This window comes from Streptomyces flavusporus (assembly GCF_046267975.1).
Classification (GTDB): Bacteria; Actinomycetota; Actinomycetes; order Streptomycetales; family Streptomycetaceae; genus Streptomyces; species Streptomyces flavusporus.
This window is the reverse complement of record NZ_CP176503.1, coordinates 3,038,302-3,053,098: the sequence shown is the minus strand read 5'-3', so window position 1 is coordinate 3,053,098 and position 14,797 is coordinate 3,038,302. Positions and strand designations below refer to the sequence as shown.

The 14,797-nt window shown below is 71.4% G+C and carries 13 protein-coding genes; 7 read left to right on the top strand and 6 right to left on the bottom strand.

Features of this window, described 5'->3' with window-relative positions; all coding sequences use genetic code 11:
• Nucleotides 1–32: 32 nt before the first annotated feature.
• The gene (locus ACKTSN_RS14410; protein ID WP_409469493.1) at nucleotides 33–614 is read left to right on the top strand and encodes a TetR/AcrR family transcriptional regulator; all 582 of its coding nucleotides are present in this window, start codon (nucleotides 33–35) and stop codon (nucleotides 612–614) included.
• Here the strand turns inward: ACKTSN_RS14410 and ACKTSN_RS14405 are convergent.
• From ACKTSN_RS14405 to ACKTSN_RS14385, 5 genes are all read right to left on the bottom strand, one after another.
• Nucleotides 601–1,278, bottom strand: coding sequence for an ATP-binding cassette domain-containing protein (locus ACKTSN_RS14405; protein WP_409469492.1), 678 nt, complete (start codon nucleotides 1,276–1,278; stop codon nucleotides 601–603). The two genes, ACKTSN_RS14410 and ACKTSN_RS14405, sit on opposite strands and share 14 nt — an antisense overlap.
• Nucleotides 1,275–2,240, bottom strand: a complete 966-nt coding sequence (locus ACKTSN_RS14400; RefSeq protein ID WP_409469491.1) for an ABC transporter ATP-binding protein — start codon at nucleotides 2,238–2,240, stop codon at nucleotides 1,275–1,277. The genes ACKTSN_RS14405 and ACKTSN_RS14400 overlap by 4 nt, the downstream gene beginning before the upstream one ends.
• Nucleotides 2,230–4,017 (bottom strand): ABC transporter permease subunit, encoded by a 1,788-nt coding sequence (locus ACKTSN_RS14395; RefSeq protein WP_409469490.1) that lies wholly within the window; start codon nucleotides 4,015–4,017, stop codon nucleotides 2,230–2,232. Before ACKTSN_RS14395 ends, ACKTSN_RS14400 begins: the two co-directional genes overlap by 11 nt.
• A gap of 134 nt (nucleotides 4,018–4,151) precedes the next feature.
• Nucleotides 4,152–5,639 carry an ABC transporter substrate-binding protein gene (locus ACKTSN_RS14390; protein WP_409469489.1) on the bottom strand — a complete coding sequence of 496 codons (1,488 nt, stop codon included), beginning with the start codon at nucleotides 5,637–5,639 and terminating at the stop codon, nucleotides 4,152–4,154.
• A gap of 111 nt (nucleotides 5,640–5,750) precedes the next feature.
• Entirely contained in the window at nucleotides 5,751–6,929 is a 1,179-nt protein-coding gene (locus ACKTSN_RS14385; RefSeq protein WP_409469488.1) for a PucR family transcriptional regulator, read from the bottom strand.
• 164 nt (nucleotides 6,930–7,093) lie between these two features.
• On the opposite strand from ACKTSN_RS14385, the gene ACKTSN_RS14380 reads away from it, so the two are divergent.
• The 5 genes from ACKTSN_RS14380 to ACKTSN_RS14360 all read left to right on the top strand — a co-directional run bounded on the left by ACKTSN_RS14380 (nucleotide 7,094) and on the right by ACKTSN_RS14360 (nucleotide 11,826).
• Entirely contained in the window at nucleotides 7,094–8,020 is a 927-nt protein-coding gene (locus ACKTSN_RS14380) for a proline dehydrogenase family protein (protein WP_409469487.1), read from the top strand.
• A 253-nt stretch (nucleotides 8,021–8,273) separates the two neighbouring features.
• Complete coding sequence (pruA, locus tag ACKTSN_RS14375) at nucleotides 8,274–9,905, top strand: L-glutamate gamma-semialdehyde dehydrogenase (RefSeq protein WP_409469486.1); 1,632 nt, start codon at nucleotides 8,274–8,276, stop codon at nucleotides 9,903–9,905.
• An 82-nt stretch (nucleotides 9,906–9,987) separates the two neighbouring features.
• Nucleotides 9,988–10,842 carry an alpha/beta fold hydrolase gene (locus ACKTSN_RS14370; protein WP_409469485.1) on the top strand — a complete coding sequence of 285 codons (855 nt, stop codon included), beginning with the start codon at nucleotides 9,988–9,990 and terminating at the stop codon, nucleotides 10,840–10,842.
• 59 nt (nucleotides 10,843–10,901) lie between these two features.
• Nucleotides 10,902–11,435 carry a GNAT family N-acetyltransferase gene (locus tag ACKTSN_RS14365; protein ID WP_409469484.1) on the top strand — a complete coding sequence of 178 codons (534 nt, stop codon included), beginning with the start codon at nucleotides 10,902–10,904 and terminating at the stop codon, nucleotides 11,433–11,435.
• A 259-nt stretch (nucleotides 11,436–11,694) separates the two neighbouring features.
• Nucleotides 11,695–11,826 carry a hypothetical protein gene (locus ACKTSN_RS14360; protein WP_129800410.1) on the top strand — a complete coding sequence of 44 codons (132 nt, stop codon included), beginning with the start codon at nucleotides 11,695–11,697 and terminating at the stop codon, nucleotides 11,824–11,826.
• Between the two features lie 53 nt (nucleotides 11,827–11,879).
• Here ACKTSN_RS14360 and ACKTSN_RS14355 read toward each other — a convergent pair whose 3' ends face one another.
• Complete coding sequence (locus tag ACKTSN_RS14355) at nucleotides 11,880–13,427, bottom strand: purple acid phosphatase family protein (RefSeq protein WP_409469483.1); 1,548 nt, start codon at nucleotides 13,425–13,427, stop codon at nucleotides 11,880–11,882.
• 142 nt (nucleotides 13,428–13,569) lie between these two features.
• Here ACKTSN_RS14355 and ACKTSN_RS14350 point away from each other — a divergent pair, with 142 nt between their 5' ends.
• Nucleotides 13,570–14,613 (top strand): 3-isopropylmalate dehydrogenase, encoded by a 1,044-nt coding sequence (locus ACKTSN_RS14350; RefSeq protein WP_409469482.1) that lies wholly within the window; start codon nucleotides 13,570–13,572, stop codon nucleotides 14,611–14,613.
• Nucleotides 14,614–14,797 lie beyond the last annotated feature (184 nt).

Here is a 14,797-nt window from a genome sequence, read left to right as displayed (position 1 = left end):
ACGGATGTACAGGGCGGCGATACGCTGGTCGCATGGGACACCGTGAGGATCTGCTCGAAGGCGCCAAGCGCTGCCTGCTCGCCAAGGGCTTCGTGCGCACAACGGCGCGTGACATCGTCAAGGAGTCGGGGACCAACCTGGCGTCGATCGGCTACCACTACGGCTCGAAGGACGCGCTGCTGGCGCAGGCGTACATCGAGATGGTGGAAGGGATGTCCGATGCCTTCGTGGGCGCCGGGGGAGAGCTCCGAGGTGAGCCCGGCTCGCTCGAGCGGTTCGCCGAGGTGTGGTCGAACATCATCGGAACCATGCGGGACCCCGGCTCGCTGTGGCGGCTCAGCATGGAGATCGTGGTCATGGGCGACCAGCTGCCCGAAGTGCGGGAGCACCTGGCGCGAGCCCAGCGGGAGGGCGCGCGCGGTATCGTCACGATCTTCCACGGCGGGCGCGAGGAGGACCTCTCGGAGGAGACCGTGGACACCCTCGGCTACTTCTACCTGACCCTGATGATGGGCCTCATGGCGCAGTGGACCTTCGATCCGAAGAGCGCGCCCGAGGCGGAGCAGCTGACGGAAGGGCTGCGCCAGGTGATCGAGGGCGTCAGGCGCAGCTGATCCGCCCGTTCCGCATCTCCAGCACCCGGTCCGCGAAGTGCCGTACGACCGCCTGGTCGTGGCAGATGAACAGGTAGCCGAGACCGAGGTCGTCCTGGAGGTCGGTGAGCAGGTTCAGCACACCGGCGCGGACGGACGGGTCCAGGGCGGAGACCGGCTCGTCGAGGACCAGCAGGCGCGGCTCCAAGGCCAGGGCGCGGGCGATGCCGGCGCGCTGGCACTGGCCGCCGGACAGCTCGTGCGGGTGGCGGTCGCCGTACGAGGGGTCGAGGCCGACCCGGTCGAGCAGTTCGGCGACCTGGGCGGGACCGTCGGTGGCGGTCCAGCGGCCCTGGACCTTCAGCGGTTCCGCCACGGCGTCGCGGATGCGGTGGCGGGGGCTGAGGGAGCCGTACGGGTCCTGGAAAACGGGCTGCATCCGGGGGCGCAGCGGGCGCAGCTCGCGTTCGGTCAGGGACGTCAACTCCCGTCCCTCGAAACGGACCTCGCCGGTGTCCGGGCGGCGCAGCTGGAGCACGGCCATGGCCGTCGAGGACTTGCCGCAGCCGGAAGGGCCGTTCAGGGCGAGGGTCTCGCCCGCGTCCAGGGTGAAGGAGACACCGTCGACGGCGGTGAAGTCGCCGTAGCAGACGACGAGTTCGCGGACCTCGAGCAGAGGGCTCATGCGGGCTGCTTCTCCTGGAACAGGTCGATCGCGGGATGCGGGACGTCGTCCGCGCGGTGGCAGGCCACCAGCCGGTCGTCCAGTGGGCGGGGCTCCGGCTCCTCGTCCCGGCAGGGGTCGGCGGCGAGCGGGCAGCGCGGGGCGAACGCGCAGCCCGCCGGAAGCGCACCCGGCGCGGGCGGGGTGCCGGGGAGCGCGGGCAGGCGGCGCAGGCCGCGCGCGTTCTGCGGGAGCGAGGCCAGCAGGCCCGCCGTGTACGGGGCCCGGGGACGGGACAACACATCCTGCACCCCGCCGACTTCGACCGCGCGTCCGGCGTACATCACCAGCACCCGGTCGGCGTGGTCCCGTACGACGTCCATGTCGTGCGTGACCAGGACGAGTGCGGCGCCGACTGCCTCGCTCCGCTCGCCGAGCACCCGCAGTACCTGCTCCTGGCGCTCCGGGTCCAGCGCGGTGGTCGGTTCGTCGGCGACGACGACATCGGGCTCGTTGATCGTCGCCATCGCGATGACCGCCCGCTGCCGCATGCCGCCGGAGTACTCGTGCGGATACGCCCGCGCGGTGCGGGCGGCGTCCGGGATGCCCACCCGGTCAAGGGCGGCGACCGCCCGGGCCCGGGCCTCCTTGCGGGAGACGCGCTGCACCGACCGTACGGCGGCGGCGAGTTGGTCGCCCACCGGGTGCACGGGGGAGAGTGCGGACAGGGCGTCCTGCGGGACCAGGGCGATACGGCGGCCACGCTCCGCCGAGAGGTCCGGCCGTACGGTCCCGCCGACGGTCGCGCCCCGCGGCACCATTCCCAGCAGCGCCCGGGCGGTCAGGGACTTGCCCGCGCCGGACTCGCCGACCACGGCGAGTACTTCGCGGGGGCGGACGTCGAAGGACAGGCCGCGTACGGCCTCGACACCGTCGAAGGCGATCCGCAGATCGCGCACCGAGAGCAGCACGTCAGACGGCAACGGGCACCTCCTTCGGGGCAGGGGCAGCTTTCCGGACGCGTCTGCGCCCGTTCGTGTACGCCGCTCCCGACACCGCCAGCGCCGCCAGCAGGGCCAGCGCCACCGCCGGGGCGAGGGCGGCCCACGGGGCGCGTTCCACGTAGGCGCGGGACTCGTCGAGCAGCAGGCCCCACTCGGGGGTGGGCGGCTGGGCGCCCAGGCCCAGGAAGCCGAGGGAGGCCAGCGCGAGGGCGATGCCGGGCAGCCGCAGCAGCGCGTGGCGGGCGACGGGCCCGGCGACGGACGGCAGGACGTGGCGGGTGAGGATCCAGAACGGGGTCGCGCCGATGGCGCGTTGGGCGGTCAGGAACGCCGATGCCCGCACCTCCTGCACCAGCGCCGCCGCGTGCGCGGACAGCGCCGGCCAGGAGATCAGAGCGACCGCGAGGGCCGCGCCGCCCGTGCCGGGACCAGCGGCCGCCGCGACCAGGATGCCGACGATCACCGGGGGCAGGGCGTTGGCGATGTCCGCCGCGCCCGCCGCGATGCCGGGCAGGAAGCCCAGCGCGAGCGCCGTCAGCAGGCCGAACAGGCAGATGGCGGCGGATGTACCGACCGTCGAGGCGGCGCCGTGACCGAGCCGGGCGAGCACGTCGCGGCCGAGGGCGTCGGTGCCGAGCGGGTGCGCCCAGGAAGGGGCGGCGAGGCGGGCGGTCGTGTCCACCGTGTACGGGTCGCGCAGCAGGCCCCAGCCGATGGTGAGCAGCAGCACGGCCGCGAGCGTCACCGGTATCGCCGGGTGCGCACGGACCGGGCGGGCCGGGGGCACCGTCAGCCCGGCGTCCCGCAGGGCGGGACCCAGCAGACGGCGCCGCAGCAGCGCGGCCACCGCGCCCGCGACCAGGCCGAGGAGGAGCAGGGCGAGAACCGAGCCCTGGAGCAGCGGCAGATCCTGGGACTTGGCCGCGCCGAGCGCCGTACGCCCGATGCCAGGCACCGCGAACACCATCTCCACGGCCACCGCGCCGCCGGTCAGGCCGACGGCCGCCATCCCGAACTGCGGGACCAGCGGCGGCAGTACGCGCCGCAGCGCCGCGGCCGAGATCCGCGCCCGGCTGACCCCCGCACCCCGCCACAGCTCCACCCACCGCTCGTCGAGCACGGCGGGCAGCGCGTCCGCGACCAACCGCCCGAGCAGTCCGCCCGCCGGAACGCCCAGGGCGATCGCGGGCAGCACCAGGTACTCGGGGCCCGCCCAGCCGGACGTCGGCAGCCACCCGAGCCACACCCCGCACACCAGCAGCGCCACGGTGGCCAGCAGGAACTCGGGCACGGCGGCGAGCATCGCGGCGAACGCCCCGGCCGAGGCGCGCCCCCGCACCAGTACGGGCGCCACCAGCGCGGCACCCAGCAGCACCGCCACGCCGAGCGCCGCGCCCATCAGGCCCAGCGAGACCTGGAGCCCCGCGACCACGGACGGCAGGACGTCCGTACCCGACACCCAGGAGGTGCCGAAGTCCCCGCGCAGCAGTCCGGTGGCCCAACTGCCCAGCAGTGACAGAGGCCCGGCGTCCAGGCCGAGGTCCTCGCGGATCGCGGCCAGGGCCTCCTCGGTCGCCTCCTGCTCGGCCGACCGGGCGCGCAGCACGGTGAGCGCCGGGTCCCGGTGGGAGAGCCAGGGCAGCAGGCCGACGGCGGCGACGACGGCGACGAGGGAGAGGGCGCGCGTCAGCCCTGCCGCGCTGACCGTCCACTCGATCGGGTGATCGTCGTTCAGAGTGTTGCGAGAGCCAGACATGCGCTGGATCCTTGATGTTGATGTGACCGGGCTGGTTCCAACCCGGCTGGTGTCGATCGCGTAAGACTTGATCGCTCGTTGAGCGGCTGAGCGGCGTGAGCCAGGAATCCCCCAGCTTCGGGCCGGGGGAGGGTTCAATTGACGTAGGTGTCCGCCGTGACGAGCTCACGCTCGCGCGGATCGTGGGCGGCGCCGACGACACCGTCGGCGTCGCCCTGGATCACGCGCTCGTGCAGCATGGGCACTGCCGCGTCCGCGGCGAGCACGGCGGCCTCGGCCTCCATGATCGCCTTGCGGCGGGCGTCGCCGACCTTGGTGTCGGAGGCCTTCTTCAGGGCCTTGTCGACCTCCTTGTCGGCGAACTGCGAGAGGTTGAAGGTGCCGTCCGAGGCGAAGTCGCTGTAGAGGTACGCGGCCGGGTCTCCCGAGTCGAGGACGGTGGCCCGGGAGAGGACGAACGCGTCGAACTCGCCCGCGAGCACGTCGGATTCGATGTTCGCGTACTCGCGGACGTCGAGCTTCACCTTGAACCCGGCCTTCTGGAGCTGCTGCTGCAGCGCCGCCGCAATCTCGGGCATCTCGGAACGGTCGGTGTACGTACCGATGGTGATGGCCTGGCCGTTCGGCTCACCGGCGTCGGCGCGCTTGACCGGCGAGCGCAGTTCGGTGGCCCAGGGGAGGGCGGGCCCGAGCAGTCCCTCGGCGACATCGGCGCGACCCTCGTACACGCCCTTCACGATCGACTCGGCGTCGATCGCCTCGCGGGCGGCGGCACGCAGTGAGACGTCCTTGAAGGCGCCCTTCTCGGTGTTGAGGTACAGGGTGTTGGTGCGCGGCATCGGGACCTCGGTGACGAGGTCCTGGTCCAGCACCGCGGCCTGCGACACCGGTATCGCCTCCACGATGTCGGCCTCGCCGCTGCGCAGGGCGGCGGCACGGGCGGTGCCGTCGGGCACGAACTTCACGTCGATGCCGGGGGCCTTGGCCTTCTCGCCCCAGTAGTCGTCGTAGCGGTCGAGGGCGGCCGAGGAGGTGCCGTTGACCTTCGTCAGCTCGAAGGGGCCCGTGCCGGCGCCGACGGGATCGACCGTCCTGCCCTTGTAGGCCTTGGCCGCCAGGATCGACAGCTGGGGGGAGCTGAGCCGCTGCGGGACCAGCGGGTCCTCGGTGGCAGTTGTGACGGTGACCTTGTTCCCGTCGGCCTTCGCGGTCAGCTCCACGCCGTCGAGGATGCGGGGCTTGGGGGAGGCGGTGGCGGCCTTGGTGAGGGAGTTGACGACGGCCTCGGCCGTGAACTCGGTGCCGTCGTGGAAGGTGACGCCGTCGCGGAGGGTGAAGGTCCAGCTCTTCCCGGACTGCGTCCACTCGGTGGCGAGGGCGGGCTGCGCGTTGCCCTCCGCGTCCAGCTTCACCAGGGTCTCGGCGGTGGACCAGCGCGAGAGCTTGAAGGCGTCGTCGGAGAGCGGGGACAGGCCCGAGCGGGGCGGCTGCAGCATTGCTACGCGGATCCGCTTGCCGTCGGCGTCGGCATCGCCGGAACCGGTCGACGAGAAGCATCCAGTGAGCAGGACGGAGGCCGCGACGGCCGCGGGGAGGGGGAGGAAGCGAGCGGGGACGCGCACGGGACACTCCGGGCAAAGGGCTGGTCAATGGTTGAGCGCGACGACCGTAGCATGATGACAATCGTTTTCATAAGTGGGGGTCGATCATGCCGCCCTGGCGGACCGGATCCCTCAGAGGTGTGCCGCCTTCAACGTCATGTGCAGCAACAGCCGGTCCTCGCCGTCGTCCAGGTCCAGGCCGGTCAACTGCTCGACGCGGGACAGGCGGTAGTACAGCGTCTGGCGGTGGATGCCCAACTCGGCGGCGGCGCGGCCGGCCTGGCCCGCGCAGTTCAGGAAGACCTCGGCGGTGCGGGCCAGTTCACGGTGGGCGGGGGAGAGGAGCGGGGTCACCGCGGGGTCGTGGACCGCCTCCGGGGGGAGGGCGGTCAGCAGGCGGTACGGGCCGATGCCGGACCACTCGGCGACCGGGCCCAGGCGAGGCTCGGCCAGCGCGGCGCGCGCCGCGGCCGAGGCCTGCTGCCAGGCGGTGCCCAGCTCGGCGAGGCCGCTGAGCGGCTCACCGACGCCTGCCCGTGCCCCCTCCCTGAGCAGCCGGGACGCCGCTGTCAGCGCCGGGCTGCGGACGTCCGTCGAGCGCAGCCGCACCAGCACCGCCAGGCTCTGCGCCGTCGTCCCCCACGGGACCGTGCACAGGGCCGTCGTGTGCGGCACCGCACGGGCCGACGGCGCGTCGTCCGGGTCGGCCGACGGCCACGGCGTCACACACAGCACGGCGTGCGGGCCCTCGCCGCGCGGACCCAGCGCGGTGCGCAGGGCGGCCACCGCCATGTCCCGCTGCCAGCCGCGCTCGGCGGTCAGTGCCGCCCGCAGCTCCCGGGTGAGGTCGGCGCCGTGCTGCGCCTCGTCGGCGAGCAGTGCCCCGATCCGTCCGGTCACCGCCATCGCGGCCGCCAGCTGCTGCTCGGTCGGCCCGGGCTCGTCCTCCAGCAGCCACACGTATCCGACCACCACACCCCGATGGCGTACCGGCAGACAGATCCGCCCCCGGTACACCCCGGCCTCCGGGGTGGGCGGGATACGGACCGGTCCCGTGGCCCGGGTGATGCCGAAACCCTCGAACCACGTCCGGACGGCCGCCGTGGAGCGCCGGGTCAGGATCGAGCGGGCGCGCACCGGGTCCAGGGCCGACGCGTCGAGGTCGCCCTCGCTGTCGTAGGCACCGAAGGCGATCAGCTCGAAGTCGCGGTTCTCCAGCGTCGCGGGGGCGCCCAGGAGCTCGGAGATCTCGTCGACCAGCTCCTGGTAGTCACCCTCGTAACCCGACGTCACCCGGGCATTCTGCCGCATTTCCCGGCAGCCTTCATACATCTGTCTGAGATCTGTGGCACGGATGCGTGACAGCTGTCGATGGCCGACGATCGGAGGGATCCTTAGGTTTCACGGTGGTTCTCCGTGCCGTACCCGAATGGTCGGGTATCGGCCTTGTGTTGGTTGTTTCCTGGAGGTGCCCCGTGCTGGGTCCCGTGATTCTCGCCGCGTCGCGCAGCGACCGGATGCGACGCCTGATCTCGGCGGCCCCGGTGACGAAACAGGTCGTCGACCGCTTCATCGCCGGCGAGACGGTGGACGACGTCATCCCGATCGTTCAGGACCTCAGCGCCAAGGGCCTCGAGCTGACCATGGACGTCGTCGGCGAGGACATCACCACCCGCGAACAGGCCGCCGCCGCACGCGACGCCTACCTGGAGCTGGTCGACCGGCTCAAGCCGCTGGAGCTCGGCGAGAAGGTCGAGATGTCGGTGAAGCTGTCGATGTTCGGCCAGGCGCTGGAGGGCGGCCACGAGCTGGCCCTCGCCAACGTCCGCCCGGTCGTCGAGGCCGCCGCCGAGATCGGCACCACGGTCACCCTGGACGCGGAGGACCACACCACCCTCGACTCGATGTTCGCCATCCACGAGGAGCTGCGCCGGGACTTCCCGCAGACCGGCTGCGTCATCCAGGCCTACCTCTTCCGCACCGAGGCCGACGCCCGCCGCCTCGCCGCGAACGGCAGCCGCGTCCGCCTCGTGAAGGGCGCCTACAAGGAGCCCGCCGAGGTCGCCTACCAGCAGAAGCACGAGATCGACAAGGCGTACGTCCGTGTCCTGCGCACGCTGATGGAGGGAGAGGGGTACCCGATGATCGGGTCCCACGACCCGCGCCTGATCTCCATCGCCCAGGAGCTCGCCCGGCAGGCCGGGCGCAAGCTCGACGAGTACGAGTTCCAGATGCTGTACGGCATCCGCAGCGAGGAGCACCTGCGGCTGGCCGCCGAGGGACACCGCATGCGGGTCTACACGGCTTACGGCACCGACTGGTACGGCTACTTCATGCGGCGCCTCGCGGAGAAGCCCGCCAACCTGCGGTTCTTCGTCCGCTCGATGATCAGCAAGGGGTGATGCGCTGGATGAGCCGCGACTGTCGGCCGCCGAGAAGTGTTCGGAAGCCGACAGCCGCCGCCCCGCGGCCGGCTGAGCCGGACCCGGTTCCGCGGAAAGGAGTTACGGAACCCGTGACTCCGCCCCCGAGGGGGCTTCTCACGAGCCCGCCGAGGCGAGTTCGTGACGGTCAAGCCCTGACCGCTGCTCACCATACGTAACCGCTTCAGCTCCCCCCGGCTGAAGCCCGGGAATCACTCGGAAGAGGTAACCCATGGACGCTGTGACCCAGGTCCCCACCCCCGTCAACGAGCCGGTGCACGGCTACGCCCCCGGCTCGCCCGAGCGTGCCCGGCTGGAGGTCAAGCTCAAGGAGCTGGCCGAGAACCCGGTCGACCTGCCCTGCACCATCGGCGGTGAGAAGCGGATGGGCGGCGGTGAGGCCTTCCAGGTCGTCCAGCCGCACAACCACAAGGCCGTCCTCGGCACGTACCGCAACGCCACCCAGCAGGACGCGCAGGACGCCATCGACGCGGCCCTCGCCGCCGCGCCGGCCTGGCGTGCGATGTCCTTCGACGACCGCGCCGCGATCATCCTGCGTGCGGCCGAGCTGCTGGCCGGCCCGTGGCGCGAGACGCTGGCCGCCTCCACCATGCTGGGCCAGTCCAAGACCGCCCAGCAGGCCGAGATCGACACTCCCTGCGAGCTGATCGACTTCTGGCGCTTCAATGTCGCCTACGCCCGCCAGATCCTGGCCGAGCAGCCCCCGGCCAACTCGCCGGGCGTGTGGAACCGGCTCGACCACCGCCCGCTGGAGGGCTTCGTCTACGCGATCACGCCGTTCAACTTCTCGGCGATCGCGGGCAACCTGCCGACGGCCCCGGCTCTCATGGGCAACGTCGTCGTGTGGAAGCCGTCCCCGACCCAGACCCACGCCGCCGTGCTGCTGATGCAGCTGCTGGAGGAGGCCGGTCTGCCCAAGGGCGTGATCAACCTCGTCACCGGCGACGGCATCGAGGTCTCCAAGGTCGCGCTCGAGCACCGCGACCTCGCCGGCATCCACTTCACGGGCTCGACCAAGACCTTCCAGTACCTGTGGAAGACGGTCGGTGCCAACATCGAGAAGTACCGCTCCTACCCGCGCATCGTCGGCGAGACCGGCGGCAAGGACTTCCTCGTCGCCCACCCGAGCGCCGACCGCGCCGTCCTCAAGACGGCGCTGACCCGCGGTGCCTTCGAGTACCAGGGCCAGAAGTGCTCCGCCACCTCCCGGGCGTACATCCCGGCGTCGATCTGGAACTCCGGCTTCAAGGAGGAGTTCGCCGCCGAGGTCGACTACCTCACCATGGGTGATGTCACCGACCTCGCCAACTTCATGGGCGCCGTCATCGACGAGCGCGCCTTCGCCAAGAACAAGACCGCGATCGACCGCGCCAAGTCGGACCCGGCCTGCACGATCGTCGCGGGCGGCTCGTACGACGACTCGGTCGGCTACTTCGTCCGCCCGACGGTCATCGAGTGCACCGACCCGGAGAACGAGGTCTTCACCACCGAGTACTTCGGCCCGATCCTCGCCGTGCACGTCTACGAGGACGACAAGTACGAGGAGATGCTGACCCAGATGGAGTCGGTGTCCGACTACGCCCTGACCGGTTCGGTCGTCGCGGGCGACCGCGCGGCGGCGGCGTACACGATGGACAAGCTCCGCTACGCGGCCGGCAACTTCTACATCAACGACAAGTCGACCGGCGCCGTCGTCGGCCAGCAGCCCTTCGGCGGCGGCCGCGCGTCCGGCACCAACGACAAGGCCGGTGCCCCGCAGAACCTGATGCGCTGGACCCTGACCCGCGCCATCAAGGAGACGCTGGTCCCGCCGACCGACTACACCTACCCGCACATGGGCTGACACCCACGCGGCACCGTGAACTCCGCCCCCGCTCCGGAACCCCCCTCCGGAACGGGGGCGGTTTCCATGCGGACTGGCGTCCATGACGTGGACGCGGACCGTCACCACCGACGACGGCGTACGGCTGTGGGCGAGCCGCTCGGGCACGGGCACCCCGCTGGTGCTGTGTCACGGCGGACCCGGCCTGTGGGACATGTTCGAGGACGTGGCGGAGCAGCTCGGGGACCTGGCCACATCCGTCCGCTGGGACCAGCGTGGCTGCGGGCGCTCGCAGCGGTGCGCAGGCCCGTGGACGACCGACCGCTTCGTGGCGGATCTGGACGCCGTACGACGCCACTTCGGCCTGAGGCGCATGGCCCTGCTCGGCCACTCCTGGGGCGCTCAACTGGCGCTCAGCTATGCCCTCGCCCACCCGGAGCGGGTCAGCGCGCTGGTGTGCGTCGCCGGCACGGGGATCGACCCGGACGCCGACTGGCACCCGGCGTACAAGGCGAACTTCCGCGCCCGGCTCGGCGAGCGGCCCGAACGCCTCGCCCGCGGGCAGGAGTTGACGGACCGTCCGCAACTGACCGAAGCGGAGGACCGGGAACGGGCCGTGCTGCAGTGGTCCGCCGAGTTCGCGGACCGTGCACGGGACCTGGAGCACGCCCGCCGGACGGCCGATCCCTGGTTCGGCGTCAACACCGAGTGCGACAAGGCCCTCAACGCCGAACGCAAACGCACCTGGGGCACCGCGGAGCTGCACGCCGCCTGCCGGGAGCTCGACCTGCCCGTCCTCATCCTCGACGGCGCCCACGACATCCGCCCACGCTCGGCCGTGGACTCACTGGAACGGGCACTGCCGCGCGTGCGCCGGGTGGTACTGCCGGATGCCGGGCACCTGCCGTGGGCGGAGGATCCGCAGGGCTTCCGGGGAGCGGTGGCGGACGTGCTGTGAACGGCCCGCCTGACGGCGGTACACCACGCAGTGCCGAATTTCGCGGTGATACTGGCCCGGTGATCGCCCACACCGCCCACACCGCCGACCTCACCCCCGCCGACCTCCGTGCCGCCCGCGCCCTCCTCGACGCCGCCTTCGACGGTGACTTCACCGACGACGACTGGGAGCACGGCCTCGGCGGCATGCACGCCCTCGTCCACGACGACGCCGGCCTCGCCGCGCATGGCGCGGTGATCATGCGGCGCGTACGGCACCGGGACCGATGGCTGCGGGTCGGGTACGTGGAGAACGTCGGCGTACGGCCCGATGTCCGCCGTACCGGCCTCGCCAGTCGGGTGATGGCCGAGCTGGAGCGGATCGTCGACCGTGCCTACGACCTCGGTGCGCTCTCGGCGAGCGACGAGGGTGCCCGGCTCTACGAGGCCCGCGGCTGGCAGGTCTGGGGCGGACGGATCTGCGCGCTCGGCCCGGACGGCGTCGCCCACCTCCCCGACGAGGAGGGGAGCACGTACGTACGCCCGGCGCTCGCGGGCCCGCTCGACCCCGCGCACGAGCTGCTGTTCGACTGGCGGGACGGTGATGTGCTCTGACCGCGAATGGTGGGAAAGCCCAGCTCATGGCCGTGTGACGTACTCCACCGTCTCAGATAGTAGGAAGCCCAAGTAATTGTGGAGACAGACGCTCCGTCCTCGCTTAGCTTTGTAGGAGCCGAACGTCTCGCTCGATCCAGCGAATGGCGGTCGTGAGCCGGGCCCCGTGCAGGCAACCCCTGCGGCACCGCTCCCCGCCCCACCCGGCGTCTCGTAGACCCCTGCCGCACTCCAGGATTCTCGAAGGAGTCGATTTCCCATGGCCGAGACGACCGTCCGCCGCCGAGTCCGCCACGCCTCCCGTATGAGCGAGTCCGACCGCAAGAACGCCGCCGCCGCCCTCCAGCGCGCCCTCGACCGCCGCGACAACGGCGGCGAGACCGGCCACTGAAGGGCCGGCCCCACAGACCGGGAGCCGCACCCGCCGGGGTGCGGCGCGGACCGCTACCCTCCGCGCCGCACCTCGAAATAGTCGATGCGCTCACCGCTCGACGCGAGCGCCGACACCTTCAGCCTCGGGGCCGTACCCGCCTCCGCCTCCACGGAGAGGAACGAGAAGCCCCGATACCGCACCCGCGACCACTCCACCGTCTCCGCCTTCGCGAGCCGCGACCTGGTCCACTGGAAGGTGGTCACGGAGTCCTCGTCGGCGACCCGGCCCTCGTAACTCTCCCTCACACCCGCCGGAAAGCCGTACAGGTCCTTGCCACCGCCGCCCGCCGTGACGTACACGATCCCGTCCCGCCTCGGATCCGTCGACGCGCCGATCGGCACCGGCTTGCCCACCCGGCCGTCCCTGACCGCGTCGGTCCGCTCGTAGACGTGGTTGTGCCCGTTGATCACCAGATCCACCTCGTGCCTGGTGAACAGCGGCACCCACTCCGCGCGCACTCCTCCGTCGGAGGCGTGCGAGGACGTGGAGTACGCACAGTGGTGGAAGAAGACGACCACGAAGTCCACGGCCTTGCGCAGCTCGCCGAGCTTCCTGTCCAGCCACTCGGTCTGCCGGCCGTCCGTGTGGCCCAGGTTGGCGGGGATCTCGTACGACACGTCGTTCGCGTCCAGCGCCACGACACCGACGTTGCCGTAGGTGAACGCGTACACGCCGGGCGCCCTGCGCGGGTCGAAGCCGTTGTCCGGCAGGGAGAAGCGGGCGAGTTGGCCGCCGTAGCCGTCGGGGGAGTACCAGGCCTCCATGTCGTGGTTGCCGGTCGTCACCATCCACGGCACCGACTTCGCCACCGGCTCGGTCTGCCTCATGAACAGGTCCCAGTGCGTGGGGACGTACGCGTCCGAGTCCTTGCCCCGGCCGGTGGGGTTGGCGTAGCAGATGTCGCCGGCGTGGAGGTGGAAGGCGGGCTTCTGGCGCAGCAGCAGCTTGTCGTTGAGGGCCGCGGCCTCGCCGACGCACTGGTCGCCGAAGGCGGTGAAGACGAACGACCGCGCCTTCGCCGGTGCCGTGCGGAACGAGCCGATGGTGGAACGGTGTTCGGGCGAGGCAGGGTCGAAGCCGTCGTGGCCGACGCCGTAGTAGTACGTCGTGCCGGGGAGGAGGTCGTCCAGGGCGGCATGCACGTAGTACTGCTCGACCGCCGCGCGCACGCCCTGCACCTGAGGCGTGTGCAGGTCGCGCACCTCGGCCTCGATCCTGCGGCCCAGGTCGTCGGGGCGGACACCGATCCGGACGTACGGCCTGCGCACCGCGGCGGGCACCTGCCAGGAGATCCGCATCTGGCTCTTGGGGTCGGCGCCGAACGCGAGATGCCGGCCGAAGGGGGCGACGGCGGCACCCGGTGCGCGAGAGGCGGTCGGGCTCGGTGTCGTCCGCGTCGACCCCGCCCCCGAACAGCCGGTCAGCAGTCCGCCCGCCACCGCGCCCGCCGTCACCAGGGTGCGGCGCCGGACCAGCCTGGTGTGCAGGTACTCGTACTGCTCTGCCATGCTCATCCGGCGGGCGAGCTGCGGCGGAATGCCGACATCAGGGGTCTCCATGCGGGTGAACTTCCCAGCACACCCCAACACCCGTCATACGTACGGGTGAACGGACGGCGACACGATGATGCCGCCGCCCGCCGGGGTGTCCGTATCGCGGACGCTCTGTGTCATTCCATGGGACGAGGAGTACGGTGTCCGTATGTCTCGCAGCATCAATCTCGCAGTGATCCCCGGTGACGGCATCGGCCAGGAGGTCGTGGCCGAAGGCCTGAAGGTCCTCTCCGCCGTCCTCCCGCAGGATGTGAAGCTGGAGACCGAGGAGTACGACTTCGGCGCCCAGCGCTACCACGCCACCGGTGAGACCCTCACCGACGCCGACCTCGACGACCTCAAGAAGCACGACGCCATCCTGCTGGGCGCGATCGGCGACCCGAGCGTCCCCTCCGGCGTCCTGGAGCGCGGCTTCCTGCTCAAGCTCCGCTTCGCCTTCGACCACCACGTCAACCTGCGTCCGTCGAAGCTGCTCCCCGGCGTCGCCACCCCGCTCGCCGGCCAGCCGGAGATCGACTTCGTCGTGGTCCGCGAGGGAACCGAGGGTCCGTACACCGGCAACGGCGGCACCATCCGCAAGGGCACCCCGCACGAGGTCGCCACCGAGGTGTCCGTCAACACGGCCTACGGCGTCGAGCGCGTCGTCCGCGACGCCTTCGCCCGCGCCCAGGCCCGCCCCCGCAAGAAGCTCACGCTGGTCCACAAGAACAACGTGCTCACCTTCGCGGGCCACCTGTGGACGAACATCTTCAACAAGGTGGCCGAGGAGTACCCCGAGGTCACCACCGAGTACATCCACGTCGACGCGGCCACCATCTACCTGGTCACCCAGCCCGAGCGCTTCGACGTCATCGTCACCGACAACCTCTTCGGCGACATCATCACCGACCTCGCCGCGGCCGTCTCCGGCGGCATCGGCGTCGCCGCGAGCGGGAACATCAACCCCTCCGGCGAGTTCCCCTCGATGTTCGAGCCCGTGCACGGATCGGCGCCCGACATCGCCGGCCAGGGCAAGGCCGACCCCACCGCCACGGTCCTGTCCGTCGCCCTGCTGCTGCGCCACCTCGGCCACGAGTCCGAGGCGACCCGGATCGAGGACGCGGTCTCCGCCGACCTGGCGGACCGCGTCGGCAAGCCGGCCCGCAGCACCTCCGAGATCGGCGACGCGCTCGCCGTACGAGTAGCCGACTGACCCGCGCCACTCGAAATCTCGCAGATCCAGCAGATCACGCAGATCACGCAGATCACGCAGATCACGCAGATCTTTCGAAGGCCGCCGGGTCGCAATCCGCACCCGGCGGCTTTTCTCTGTCCCTGCCGGGTGCGACCATCAACCCTGGGCCGCATTTCACGCCGTTGTTCTCCCCCAGCTCTCG

What these genes read in the sequence shown, in the direction of transcription:
- ACKTSN_RS14410 (WP_409469493.1), top strand. Translation starts at nt 33, where the DNA reads ATGGGACACCGTGAGGATCTGCTCGAAGGCGCCAAGCGCTGCCTGCTC.
- ACKTSN_RS14405 (WP_409469492.1), bottom strand. Translation starts at nt 1,278, where the DNA reads ATGAGCCCTCTGCTCGAGGTCCGCGAACTCGTCGTCTGCTACGGCGAC.
- ACKTSN_RS14395 (WP_409469490.1), bottom strand. Translation starts at nt 4,017, where the DNA reads ATGTCTGGCTCTCGCAACACTCTGAACGACGATCACCCGATCGAGTGG.
- ACKTSN_RS14385 (WP_409469488.1), bottom strand. Translation starts at nt 6,929, where the DNA reads ATGCGGCAGAATGCCCGGGTGACGTCGGGTTACGAGGGTGACTACCAG.
- pruA (WP_409469486.1), top strand. Translation starts at nt 8,274, where the DNA reads ATGGACGCTGTGACCCAGGTCCCCACCCCCGTCAACGAGCCGGTGCAC.
- ACKTSN_RS14370 (WP_409469485.1), top strand. Translation starts at nt 9,988, where the DNA reads ATGACGTGGACGCGGACCGTCACCACCGACGACGGCGTACGGCTGTGG.
- ACKTSN_RS14360 (WP_129800410.1), top strand. Translation starts at nt 11,695, where the DNA reads ATGGCCGAGACGACCGTCCGCCGCCGAGTCCGCCACGCCTCCCGTATG.
- ACKTSN_RS14355 (WP_409469483.1), bottom strand. Translation starts at nt 13,427, where the DNA reads ATGGAGACCCCTGATGTCGGCATTCCGCCGCAGCTCGCCCGCCGGATG.
- ACKTSN_RS14350 (WP_409469482.1), top strand. Translation starts at nt 13,570, where the DNA reads ATGTCTCGCAGCATCAATCTCGCAGTGATCCCCGGTGACGGCATCGGC.